Source organism: Sodalinema sp. (assembly GCF_046483825.1).
Taxonomy (GTDB): domain Bacteria; phylum Cyanobacteriota; class Cyanobacteriia; order Cyanobacteriales; family Geitlerinemataceae; genus Sodalinema.
The window spans coordinates 1-12,383 of sequence record NZ_JAWOCL010000260.1 but is presented as its reverse complement, the minus strand read 5'-3'; the positions used below and the strand labels follow the sequence as shown (position 1 = coordinate 12,383).

The 12,383-nt window shown below is 52.6% G+C and carries 12 protein-coding genes; 3 read left to right on the top strand and 9 right to left on the bottom strand.

Going from position 1 to position 12,383, the window contains the following annotated elements; all coding sequences use genetic code 11:
* Together R6U67_RS16705 and R6U67_RS16700 are read left to right on the top strand one after the other, a co-directional pair.
* Positions 1-334, top strand: a 334-nt coding sequence (locus tag R6U67_RS16705) for an NF038130 family PEP-CTERM protein (RefSeq protein WP_410253603.1), incomplete at its 5' end; no start/stop codon positions are given.
* Between the two features lie 273 nt (positions 335-607).
* Positions 608-1,390 (top strand): DUF1350 family protein, encoded by a 783-nt coding sequence (locus R6U67_RS16700; protein ID WP_410253602.1) that lies wholly within the window; start codon positions 608-610, stop codon positions 1,388-1,390.
* Between the two features lie 317 nt (positions 1,391-1,707).
* On the opposite strand, the gene R6U67_RS16695 is transcribed toward R6U67_RS16700, so the two are convergent.
* The 9 genes from R6U67_RS16695 to R6U67_RS16655 form a co-directional block, all read right to left on the bottom strand.
* A complete protein-coding gene (locus R6U67_RS16695) occupies positions 1,708-2,655 on the bottom strand; it encodes a F0F1 ATP synthase subunit gamma (protein WP_410253601.1) in 948 nt (315 codons plus the stop codon).
* An 86-nt stretch (positions 2,656-2,741) separates the two neighbouring features.
* Entirely contained in the window at positions 2,742-4,259 is a 1,518-nt protein-coding gene (gene atpA, locus R6U67_RS16690; RefSeq protein WP_410253600.1) for a F0F1 ATP synthase subunit alpha, read from the bottom strand.
* 93 nt (positions 4,260-4,352) lie between these two features.
* Positions 4,353-4,901 (bottom strand): ATP synthase F1 subunit delta, encoded by a 549-nt coding sequence (gene atpH / locus R6U67_RS16685; protein WP_410253599.1) that lies wholly within the window; start codon positions 4,899-4,901, stop codon positions 4,353-4,355.
* Entirely contained in the window at positions 4,898-5,422 is a 525-nt protein-coding gene (locus R6U67_RS16680) for a F0F1 ATP synthase subunit B (RefSeq protein WP_410253598.1), read from the bottom strand. The genes atpH and R6U67_RS16680 overlap by 4 nt, the downstream gene beginning before the upstream one ends.
* Before the next feature lie 135 nt (positions 5,423-5,557).
* Positions 5,558-6,040, bottom strand: coding sequence for a F0F1 ATP synthase subunit B' (locus tag R6U67_RS16675; protein ID WP_410253597.1), 483 nt, complete (start codon positions 6,038-6,040; stop codon positions 5,558-5,560).
* Positions 6,041-6,153: 113 nt separating this feature from the next.
* Positions 6,154-6,399, bottom strand: coding sequence for an ATP synthase F0 subunit C (gene atpE, locus R6U67_RS16670; RefSeq protein ID WP_068787581.1), 246 nt, complete (start codon positions 6,397-6,399; stop codon positions 6,154-6,156).
* Between the two features lie 171 nt (positions 6,400-6,570).
* Positions 6,571-7,314, bottom strand: coding sequence for a F0F1 ATP synthase subunit A (gene atpB / locus R6U67_RS16665; RefSeq protein WP_410253596.1), 744 nt, complete (start codon positions 7,312-7,314; stop codon positions 6,571-6,573).
* 9 nt (positions 7,315-7,323) lie between these two features.
* Positions 7,324-7,872: an ATP synthase subunit I gene (locus R6U67_RS16660; protein ID WP_410253595.1), complete on the bottom strand. Its 549-nt coding sequence runs from the start codon at positions 7,870-7,872 to the stop codon at positions 7,324-7,326.
* Between the two features lie 289 nt (positions 7,873-8,161).
* Positions 8,162-9,355: a class I SAM-dependent methyltransferase gene (locus R6U67_RS16655; RefSeq protein WP_410253594.1), complete on the bottom strand. Its 1,194-nt coding sequence runs from the start codon at positions 9,353-9,355 to the stop codon at positions 8,162-8,164.
* A 312-nt stretch (positions 9,356-9,667) separates the two neighbouring features.
* Between R6U67_RS16655 and R6U67_RS16650 the strand changes: the two genes are divergently transcribed.
* A complete protein-coding gene (locus R6U67_RS16650; RefSeq protein ID WP_410253593.1) occupies positions 9,668-12,355 on the top strand; it encodes a phycobilisome rod-core linker polypeptide in 2,688 nt (895 codons plus the stop codon).
* Positions 12,356-12,383: the final 28 nt, after the last annotated feature.

Sequence of the window (12,383 nt, the reverse complement as noted above, 5' to 3'; positions counted from 1 at the left end):
CGTCAACAAAAATAGCAATGGTGATATTTCCATTGGGTTAGCCGGTCACTTCGACTACCAAACCGAATTCCAAGACAGTCTCAAGTTGAGTGAAGTTGTCAAGGTTAACTACGGGGGGGAAACTCACTTCCTCTACCGGTTTGGACAGGCCCTCGCATCGGGTTTAGCCAACGACAAAGGTGACGGCGCTGATGGTAAGTCTCACAACGGTTTGTATAACTTGACGATTCCGGGTGAGCCGACCACTGATATTCCTGAACCCTCGACGATGCTGGGCTTGCTGGCGATTGGTGGTCTGTTCGGACTCACGAAACGCAACAAGTCGAACGCCTAGTTTGGAGTCGGTAGAGGTGACGCTCAACCCTCAACCCAATCCCTAAACTCCAGACATTGGGGAGCCTCGCGGCTCCCTTTTTTTTGTAGGAGTTGCAGCTTAGGTTGTTACAATGGCGTTATACCAATTTTCAGAAGTCGTGCCATAGATGTCTGTAGGGGAACCCACCCCTAACCCCTCCCAGGAGGGGACGGCTGTTCGCCCTCCTCGGTGTCAGATGTCTAGCAAGCATTTCGAAAAATGGTATTACATGCGGTTGTGAGAGTATTCTTTATGGCTCAGTGGGTCGCGAATTGGCAGGAGATTACAGGAAGTTCTGTTCTGATTCCCGGAAATCCCAAAGGAATTGTTCACTTCCTTGGTGGGGCCTTTGTCGCCGCTGCACCTCAAGTCACCTATCGCTTCTTGCTGGAATATCTGGCCCGGGAACGCTATGTGGTGATTGCGACTCCGTTCGTGAATACCCTCAATCATGGTGAGATGGCCCAGGAGGCGTTGAATCGTTTTGAGCAAATCTGCGATCGCCTCTATGTGACCGGCCAACTGCGCAAACGAGGGTTGCCGGTGTACGGGGTTGGTCATAGTATGGGCTGTAAGCTCCATCTACTGATTAGTAGCTTATTTAACGTGAAACGGGCCGGCAATGTGTTGATGGCCTATAACAATTATCCGGCCCGGCGTTCGATTCCCTTTGTTGACCAGCTTTCTCTGCTGACGGATGTGGAATTTACCCCATCTCCTGAGCAAACCCAAGAGTTGATCGCCAGTCACTATGGGGTCCGACGCAATTTATTGATTAAGTTTCAAGATGACACCATCGACCAAAGCTTGCTTCTGCGTCCCGTGTTGGAGGGGATGTTTCCCGATTGGGTGAGTTTTCGCGTTCTCAAGGGGACTCATCTGACTCCTATTGCTCAGGATCTCCCTTGGGAAGTCGGACAATCCTTTTCTCCCCTCGATGCGATGGCCCAATGGGTTAAACAAGGAGTTTACCGCGATTTGAATCTGCTCACGCGGGAAGTTGGATTTTGGCTTGATCCGACGACGGTTCGCTGAGAGGGGAGGGGAACCGGTTGTCTTCGATGAATCGCTGTTTTCGATTTCTGTACGTTAATCAGAAATAAAATTGCGCTGCTTAGATGTTTGGCTTTGCGCGGCCCGCACCGGGGCCGCGAAGCCTTGCCAACCTTGAATCAAAAAATTTGGTGCGCTTTGATTAAGGGGTGAAGCTTTATTTGTTAATTTGATTATAACGAAACGAATTTTGAATGTCAAGGGCAATTGAGCCAAAAAAACAGAAAAAAAGCGCCCTCCGAAGAAGACGCTTGAACCGATTGGCAGCTAAGGCTACATGAGTGGTCAACGATTTAGGATTATCCCAACGCCTCGGCACCGCCGACGACTTCGAGAATCTCTTGCGTAATCGCGGCCTGACGCGCTTTGTTGTAGGAGCGAGTCAAGTCAGAGATGAGGTCATTGGCGTTGTCGCTGGCGTTGTTCATGGCTGTCATCCGAGCCGCCAACTCACTGGCTGCCGATTCTTGCAAGGCCCGTAGAATCTGGTTGGTGATATAGAGCGGTAGCAAAGCATCGAGAATTTGCACCGGATCTTGTTCAAAGATCATATCTCGGGGCAGTTCGTCAGCCGTCATGGGGGCGGGTTCTCGCTGCACTTCAAAGGTGCCACCGCGACTGGTGAGACGGAAGATTTCGTCATCCTGGGCGGCTAGGCCCTGAGGATCGAGAGGAAGCAGGGTTTGCACCACTGGCTTAGAACTGACGAGGGAGACAAACTTGGTATAGACCAACTCCACCCGTTGCACATTATCCGAGAGATAAAGAGCGCGGGTTTCGTCATTAATTTGTCCGGCTTCTTCAGCGGTGGGAATTTGTGCAAGATTGGCGAAGGTCGCCGTAATCGGGGTCTCTCGACGCTTGAAGTATTGAATGGCTTTGCGGCCGATGAGGATGAAGGTGACGTTTTTGCCTTCAGCCTTCAGTTCAGCGGCGCGGGCCTCGGCACGACGGATAATGTTGGCATTGTAGCCGCCACAGAGACCGCGATCGCCGGACACGACCACCAGGGCCACCGACTCCACCTCTTGCTGTTCGAGTAGAGGTAACTCCGCGTCTTCAAATTGCAGACGGTTTTGCAAGCCAAACAGGACTTGGGCCAAGGCATCCGCAAAGGGACGAGTGGCCAAGACTTGTTCTTGAGCGCGACGAACCCGCGCCGCTGCCACAAGACGCATGGCCTCGGTAATTTTTCGCGTATTTTTAACAGATTTAATGCGATCGCGAATCGCCTTTAGATTAGCCATAGGGGAAACAGTTGAACAATAGTGGCACTAGAGGGATTGAGGGCAAGGGATGGCCGGCCACCCTCACCCTGCAATCAAGTTCGCGATTACGCAGACACCAAGAAGGTCTGTTTATATTCTGCGATCGCCTCTTTGAGGAGATTTTCCGACTCTTCTTCCAATTTCTTGGTCGAGCGAATCAACTCACCAAACTTCGGCTTGCTGCTACGCAGATACTCCCGAAGGCCCTGAGTAAAGCTGGTGACTTTTTCCACCGGAATCTCATCGAGGAGACCATTGACCCCAGCGTAAACGATCGCCACCTGTTCTTCGAGGGGCAGGGGCGAGTTTTGCGGCTGTTTGAGCAACTGACGCAAGCGTTTACCCCGTTCGAGTTGGTTACGGGTTGCCGCATCCAAGTCAGATGCGAACTGGGAGAAGGCCTCAAGTTCATCAAACTGAGCCAATTCCAGTTTCATCTTCCCAGCCACCTTCTTAATGGCTTTGGTTTGCGCCGCCGAACCGACACGGGAGACGGAAATACCGGGGTTGACCGCCGGACGCTGACCGGAGTTAAACAGGTCAGAGGAGAGGAAGATTTGCCCGTCGGTAATCGAGATCACGTTGGTGGGAATGTACGCGGACACGTCACCGGCTTGGGTTTCAATAATCGGCAATGCCGTCATGCTGCCGCCACCGAGTTCGTCGCTGAGTTTAGCGGCCCGTTCCAACAGACGAGAGTGGAGATAGAAGACATCTCCAGGATAGGCTTCACGACCGGGGGGACGACGCAGCAACAGGGACATTTGACGGTACGCCTGAGCCTGTTTCGACAAGTCATCATAGATGACCAGGGTGGCTTTGCCGTTATACATAAAGTATTCCGCCATACTGGCACCGGTGTAGGGAGCCAAGTATTGTAGGGTGGCCGGGTCAGAGGCGTTCGCGGCGACGACGATGGTGTAGTCCATCGCGCCATTTTCTTCGAGAACACCGATCACCTGAGCCACCGTGGAAGCTTTTTGACCCACCGCTACATAGACGCAAATGACGTCTTCGCCTTTCTGGTTGAGGATGGTGTCGATGGCGATCGCCGTTTTCCCGGTTTGACGGTCACCAATAATCAACTCCCGTTGACCGCGACCGACGGGAATCATGGCATCAATGGAGGTAATCCCGGTTTGCATGGGTTCGCAAACGGATTTCCGGGCAATAATTCCCGGTGCGCCGGATTCAATGAGGCGGGTTTCGTTGGTTTGGATGTCGCCTTTCCCATCGATGGGACGACCTAATGCATCCACCACCCGACCCACGAGGGCTTCACCCACGGGAACCTGAGCAATTTTACCGGTGGAGGTCACCGAGGATCCTTCTTGGATATCGAGACCTTCACCCATCAACACAACCCCGACGTTATCTTCTTCGAGGTTGAGGGCGATGCCAACGGTTCCATCTTCAAATTCGAGGAGTTCGCCAGCCATGGCTTGTTCTAAGCCATAGACGCGAGCGATACCGTCACCGACTTGCAGGACGGTTCCGACGTTGGAGACTTTGACATCTTGGTCGTAGTCTTCAATCTGTTTTTGAATGATGCTGCTAATTTCGTCTGGTCTGATAGCTACCATAATCTTGTCTCGCTGTTGAACGCTTCTTGGATAACAATGTGATGAGGAAAATTGGCCCGCCCTAGCTCAGCTGGTCTTGGCTGCGGTGCGGCTCTAGCTGAGGCTCAAGGCTAGACGGCGCAGTTGACCTCGCAAGCTCACATCTAAAACTTGAGATCCCACGCGAATGATGACGCCACCGATGAGATCTGGGTCGACTTGGATGTCTAATTCCACATCGTTGGCGTTGGTGAATCCTTTGACGCGATCGCGAATCTGCTCTTGTTGAGCGTCATTGAGTTCGACGGCTGAGGTCACTTCTGCCAGGGCAATGTTTTTCAGTTGCCGCAATAAGTCCTGATACTGAGCGCAGACATCTCCTAAGAAGAGAATGCGACCGCGATCGGTCAACAGGCGCAGGAAGCGAAAGGTGTAGTCATGGACTTTCCCTTCGAGCAGTTGCGTCAAGACGGCTTTCTTGGTGGGGGGTTTGATAATGGGGTTGGTGATAAACTGACGCAGTTCCTCGGAACTTTTGAGGAGTTCGAGGATTTGAGCCACGTCGTCGCCAATGGTATCGACTAAATCATGTTCAGTGGCGATCGCCATCAACGCTTTGGCATAGGGCTCAACAATTTCTGCGGTTGCCATGTGTCCTGTCATCGCTGACCTCCAATTTGGCTAATGCTGCGATCGATAATTTGTTGTTGGTCTTCGGCCTTGAGGCGATCGCGCAAGTACGTCCGAGCCTCTTCAACGGCCAGATTGACAGCACGTTGGCGTAGCTCAGCCATGGCGCGGCTTTCGTCGGACTGAAGCTCCTGAGCCGAGGACGTTTTCAATCGTTCGATTTCAGCGCGAGTCTCGTCCATAATTTGGGCTTTGACGGCCTTAGCCCGTTCTTGAGCGTCTGCTACAATACGCTTAGCCTGAGCTTGAGCCTGTTCGAGGTCGGCGTTAGCCGCCTTGAGTTGTGCCTCAGCCTGACTTGCTTTTTGCTCGGCTTCTTTAATGTCGGTTTCAATGGTGTTGCGGCGTTCGCTGAGGATTTTTCCGAGGAATCCCCGTCCGAAATAGTACAGTACACCAATGACAATGATGAGGTTAATGAGGTTGCTGCCGAAGAGGTCTGGATTAACTCCTAAACCTCCTTCGGCCTCAGCCAGCCACACAAAAGTCTCCATGATTCTTAAACCCTAATCGCTTAAATGTTACGTCGTCGATTTGTTATCGCAGCTCAGCCACGACCAAACCTTTCAATCGAGACATCGACCGTCAATCACAGTTGTCAATAACAGCCTCTGACTCGCGATCGCTCGTTAACGTTTGACGAGTTCAGAACCGAGGATCTTTTCGAGGATTTGCCGACTGAGCGCATCAACTTGTCGGTCAATCTGAGCAAAAGCAGCCTGTTTTTGCTGTTCAATCTCAGCCGCCGCTTGTTCTCGCTCCTCATTGGCTTGACGTTGGGCTTCAGCGATTTCGGCGTCAGCGGTTTTGTCCGCCTCATCCCGAGCCGCATTAATAATCTCTTGCGCTTGTCGGCGACTTGAGGCGAGTTCTTGCTCGTACTTCGCCTTTTTGTCTTGAGCATCTTTTAGCCGAGCTTGTGCGCTTTGTGTTTTACCACGGATGTAGTCATCTCGGTCATCGAGGGATTTCGTTAACGGTTTATAGAACACCGCATTGAGAATCCCGACCAAAATCATGAACTGAACGGCCATCAGAGGCAAAGTTGCGTCGAATGCAAACAACCCGCCCTCTTGAGTGGCTTCAGTTGCCAGTACGATTGTCCAATGCATAATTTTAGGTTTGTCCTTACCCTCCTTGTATTGCGTAGGGGGGTCAGAAATCCCTTGTTCGTTGAACTCACGTCAGTGAACTGGCTCTGAACCCCCTATCGTCAGAAAACTGATTAAGCGAAGGGGTTAGCAAACAGCAGCACCAGAGCAACCACCAAACCATAAATGGTCAGTGCTTCCATGAATGCCAAGCTCAGCAGCAAGGTTCCGCGAATTTTGCCTTCTGCTTCGGGTTGACGAGCAATCCCTTCGAGGGCTTGTCCAGCTGCATTACCTTGACCCAGTCCGGGTCCGATTGCAGCGAGTCCTACTGCGAGAGCAGCAGCGATAACAGAGGCAGCAGCCGTTAAAGAATCCATTGTTTACTCCTTATTTCAGTCTAAATTAAACGTTAAACGACAAAAATCTGTCGAATGGTTGTGTAGTTGAGGGCCAGGTTGAGTGTTCCCCGTGAGGGAGAACCCAACGGCCTCGGTTAATTTTGTGGGGGAGTCGTGTCTTGCCGTCAACCCCCACGGGAACGTCAGCGACTAATCATGGTCGCCGTGTCCCTCCATGGCTTCGCCGATATAGGCAGCCGCAAGAGTGGCGAAAATCAACGCCTGAATGGCACTGGTAAATAATCCCAGTAGCATTACGGGTAATGGCACGAACAGTGGCACCAACAGAACCAAAACCGCTACCACTAATTCGTCCGCTAAGATGTTACCAAAGAGACGGAAACTCAGGGAGAGGGGTTTGGTAAAATCTTCCAAAATGTTAATCGGAAGAAGGATTGGCGTTGGCTCAATATAACGGGCAAAGTAGCCTAAGCCGCGTTTGCTGAATCCGGCATAGAAATAGGCCAAGGAGGTCAGCAAGGCCAATGCCACTGTTGTGTTGATGTCGTTGGTGGGGGCCGCGAGTTCACTGGCTGGTAGCTCAATGAGCTTCCAAGGAAGGAGCGCCCCAGACCAGTTTGACACGAAAATGAATAAAAATAACGTCCCCACGAAAGGAACCCAGGGGCGATACTCTTTTTCTCCAATCTGGTTTTTGGCCAGATCCCGGATAAACTCCAGGGCGTACTCCATGAAATTCTGAAGTCCGCTGGGAACCCGTTGCAGGTTGCGCGTTGCTAAAATTGAAACGATCGCCAACAGGGCGATCACGAACCAAGAGGTCAGAAAAACTTGTCCGTGAAGTTTGAGGCTACCGACTTCCCAGTACCAATGTTGACCGACCTCCAAGTTAGCCAAATGGAAAGTGTTAACGGTATGTAGCACGTCGAGCATGTTATCTCATCAATTGACAGGTTGCCTGGAAGAGTTTGAGTCCGGCGCGAACGTCGTCAACAGGACATGGACGAGAATCGCTACTTTGTAGGTCATAAACCCAAAGAAGGTGGGGAGAATTTGCAACTGCTGAACTTGGGTGGCGATCACCATTAGCCCGATAAACAGTGCCATCCGTCCGTTCCCCAACCGAACCTTCGTCCGACCGAGACGACCAACATCTCTCGCCATCATGCGTAAATAGACTGTGCCAACGATCGCCCCAATTAGATAATTTAAGGCCAGATCACGAGAGTACAGACACCAGAGTGAGGTAACGACCGCTCCAGAAATCACCAATGTCACAAGGTACAATTGCTTCTGAAGCTGGAAATACTCCTCATCTGAGGATTGGCTCTCCTCTGACGTCGCAACCGTTTCGGGTTGCACCGGAGGCGCAGAGACGCGAACCGGCTGGGACGAGGTCGGGGCAATGGTGCGGCCGAACTCGTCATCAGACCGACGAAAGCGAGGACCTGTCGTCAAGGGCGTGAGGTTGTCTTGAAAACGTGGGTGCATAGTGCGAAAAACACCTACATCGATGTCACGCCGTACCGATGGGTTCAACGACAGCCGATGAGGTTTGACTCATTTGACTCAAAGGTCTTGATTCAAACCGTCATGGGATGCAATCGACCGTTTCGGGCTGACGAGAAGGAGCGTCTGGACTAATCCAAACCAGAAGAGATCATATCACGGCGCGGTACGCCAACCCTCTTAGACTTTGCCCTAGACGTCGAGGTTGAAGTCCAAGGTTGGGGTCTGGCTGGCCGGGGGCGATCGCACGGCGGCGGGCTATACTGCCCATCTAGGTGGCGATCGCCGGGGTGAGGAGTAGCAGTTGTTGTCGTAGGAGCGATCGCACCCGGTCCAGGTCAAACCCGAGTTGTTCACAGAGGTCACCGACCGTCGTCTGCTGACGCTCACAGGCCTGCATAAAGGCAAACTCCGCCTCAGAGAGATCCACAATCTGATAATCGTAATTAAACAACGATTGACTCGGCCAGCCTTGCAAACAGGGATGAATCTCCGGGATAGCCTGGCGTAACGCCTCATCGTCTTGCCAATTCCAATGTTCGAGGGGAGGACGAGAGAGGAAAAATTCGTAGTGAGTTAACTCCGGGTCCAGGAGTTCCACCAGGCGATAATAGTCCCGTTCGGGCAGCTGCTGCGATCGCGCTAGTAACTCAGCATCCGAGCCAATCAGGCGTTCAATCTGCCAATAAGCGGGATTAGAAAAGCCCACAAACGAGAGTCCCGAGGCATCAATCAACTCAAATAGGGTTTCGATATTGTAATCGACCTCCTGAGGATGGAGATACATATCGGCGAAATTAGCATCGCGGTGATTTTCCAGAGACCAGCGGCGTTTGTCTTCGACTACCAAGCGATTGCTGTCCGGGAGAGCCTGAAACAGTTGACGGCCGAGGCGTACCCCCTCCTTGAAGTTGTCGCGATCGCCCCCTTGTAACAAGGCTAACGCCTGCTGAGCCAAATAAATCTCCCGTCGTCCCAACTCCGCATAAACGAACACGTGCATGAGTCCCCCAGGTTTCAACTGACGGGCCAAGGCTTGAATCCCCGCCACGGGATCTGGGAGGTGATGTAGAACCCCGACGCAGTTAATGTAATCAAAACGGCTGTCGAGCTGGTCCACATCATAGAGACTCAAGTTTTGTAGCGTAACCCGCTGCGCTCCCGAACGGCGACAGCGTTCGCGGGCCACGGTGATGGCTTCCTCACTGAGATCAATCCCCGTCACCTGGGCCTGGGGGTTGAGGTGAACCAGATATTCCGTCCCCACCCCCGTTCCGCAACCCGCATCGAGAATTTGCACATCATCCCGTAGCGGCTTGCGTCCCGTACAGAAATTGTAGGCGGCCTGCCAATGCCAGCGCCAGTTATACCCAGGAGGAGGGACATCGAGTAATGGTTCCGGTGGAAACGGATAGGTATTGTAAAGTTGGCGCACTGCCGCGCTAATCTGAGACCTGTCTGTCATAGAGAACTCTTAAAAACTGCCGAATCAACCCAAGCAAGCGGTAGGATTTGGGATCAGGGGGGCGATCGGCGATCGCTCAAACGTTACAAAACTTTGCGTTTTCTCATATAGAGACCCGCGATCCTTTATCATGTCGCGGTAATTAGAATATTGACCGCCCGAGTTCGCAACCTGATTTTGACATACTTCTTAACAGTGCGGACTTAATAAAACTAGAGTGTTTTAAGCCGGATAACAATACTAGGATAAGAAGAAGCATTTGCCTCTCCCTTGTCCCTCCCCGGTATCCTGTCGTTCTTGTAAATATAACTCATGAGTGTAAAAGCAAGCGGTGGCACGACCTTAGTGCGCCAGCAAATCTTCAAAACGGTTCCCGTCTCAACGATCTCCCAAGCCGAACAGCAGGATCGTTACCTGGGACGGAACGAACTCGGTGAACTTGACACCTTCTTCAAATCCGGAACCAAGCGAGTTGAGATTTCGCAAATTCTCACCGCCAAGTCAGATTTAATCGTCTCCCGAGCCGCCAACCGCATCTTCACCGGCGGTTCTCCCATGTCCTTCCTCGAAAAGCCAGAGCCAGTCATGGCCATGGCAGGAGCCGCCTCAGAAACCCTAGAGACCGTTAGCTACGTCGAAGAAGAAGGCAGCGTCCTAGACGGCATCAAAAACCTGTTCTTCACCCCCAGCGCCGGAGCGGCCCCAGCCGGGTTCCGGGCCATCAACGTGGCTCGTTATGGTCCGGCGAACATGACCAAATCCTTGCGAGATTTGAGTTGGTTCCTGCGCTACGTCACCTACGCTCTCGTCGCCGGAGATCCCAACATCATCTCCGTCAACGTGCGGGGGCTGCGAGAAATCATCGAGAACGCCTGTTCCTCAGCGGCGACAATTGTGGCCATCAAGGAAATGCGGGCCGCCTCCATCAACTACTTCAAACAAGACCGCGAAGCCGCCGACCTCGTGCAACAGTACTTTGACGTGTTGCTGAGCGAATTTGAAGCGCCGACCCCCTCCGAGAAAGTCCGTAAAGGGCAATCCTTAGATCAACAAGGGCTAAAACTGCCCCAAATCTATGCCAACGGAGCCGAACCTCGCTCCAAATTCGCCATGAAGCCAGGGATGTCCTTCAGCGAAAAAGATGGCATTGTCAAAGCCGCCTACCGGCAAATCTTCGAGCGGGATATTACCCGAGCCTATAGCCAAGGGATTTCCTACCTAGAATCTCAGGTGAAAAACGGCGAACTCTCCATGAAAGAGTTTGTGCGCCGTCTGTGCAAAACCCCGCTTTATCGGCAACAATTCTTCCAACCCTTCATCAACAGCCGCGCCCTAGAACTGGCCTTCCGCCACATCCTCGGTCGTGCGCCGTCCTCCCGAGAAGAAGTGCAAAAATACTTCTCCATCATGTCTGAAGGCGGACAAGGGGCGTTGATTGATGCCTTGGTCGATTCTCAGGAGTATTCCGATTACTTCGGCGAGGAGACCGTTCCCTACCTGCGCGGCTTAGGGCAAGAAGCCCAAGAATGCCGCAACTGGGGCGCTCAATTCGACCTGTTTAACTACAGTGCGCCCTTCCGCAAAGTTCCTCAGTTCATCACCCTCTTTGCCGACTACGTGCGGCCCCTACCCGATCGCCACCCCTATGGTGTCGGCAACGATCCCCTCGAAATCCAATTCGGGGCGATTTTCCCCAAAGAAACCCGCAGCCCCAAAAATGCGCCAGCGCCCTTTGGGAAAGACACCCGCCGCATCTTAATTCGTCGCGGTCCCGGTATCGAGAACCAACTGAGCAATCCCGCTGCGCGAGGTCTCAACCCCGGTTCCTTGGGTCCGAAAGTCTTTAAGATGTCTCCGGTTCCCAGCTTCACCGTCGCTCGGGGGAGTAGCGTTCAGTACAACGAAAGCAGCACCCAAGCGGTGATTGGGGCCGCCTACCGGCAAGTGTTTGGCCGAGACTTGTACGATGGACAGCGGTTAAAAGTCTCAGAAATTCGCTTAGAAAATGGTGATATCACCATGCGCGAATTTATCCGGGACTTGGCCAAATCAGAGATCTTCCGCAAGATGTATTGGACTTCCCTCTACGTCTGTAAAGCGGTTGAATTTATCCACCGTCGTCTGTTGGGCCGTCCGACCTACGGTCGTCCCGAAATGAACCGCTACTTTGATATCTGCGCCAAAGAAGGCTTCTATGCCCTGGTGGACGCGATTATGGATAGCCCCGAATACCTGGAGTCTTTCGGAGAAGACACCGTTCCCTACGAACGCTATGTCACTCCCGCCGGACAAGCACAACGCTCCCTGCGGGCCGGTAGCATTGGCGATACGGGAATGTTGGTCAAACCCGAACCCGAAGCACCTCGCTTTGTGCAGTTGGGAACTCCGAGCAACGCCGGACTGCGGACTCATCCCGATGTCAACTTCCGCATTCAGCAAGGAGTCAGCAAACAGCGGCAACAAACCAAGCTGTTCAAACTCACCAGCACTCTCGACAAAGCCCAGGTGCAAACGGTTATCCGGGCCACCTATCGGCAAATCTTCGAGCGGGATATCGAACCCTACGTCACCAAGCGCGAGTTCACTGCTCTCGAAAGCAAGTTGAGCAATGGCGAAATTACCCTCAAAGAGTTCATTGAGGGGATTGGCTGTTCAGAACTCTATATTCGCGAGTTCTATACGCCTTATCCCAACACCAAGGTGATCGAGTTGGGAACCAAGCACTTCCTCGGTCGTGCGCCTCGGGATCAGGCTGAAATCCGCAAGTATAACCAAATCCTGGCCTCTGAGGGGATTCGCGGTTTCGTCAGCACCATGGTCAACTGTCCTGAGTACATTGAGGCCTTTGGTGAGGATGTTGTCCCCTATCGTCGTTTCCCGACGTTACCGGCGGCCAACTTCCCCAATACGGAGCGTCTCTATGATCAGCTCACGAAGCAAAATGATGATGTGGTGGTTCCGAGCTTTGTGCCTTCGGTTCCCTATGGCATCAATTCCTAGAAGGGGTAGGTGGGAGTTGTGATAGAAC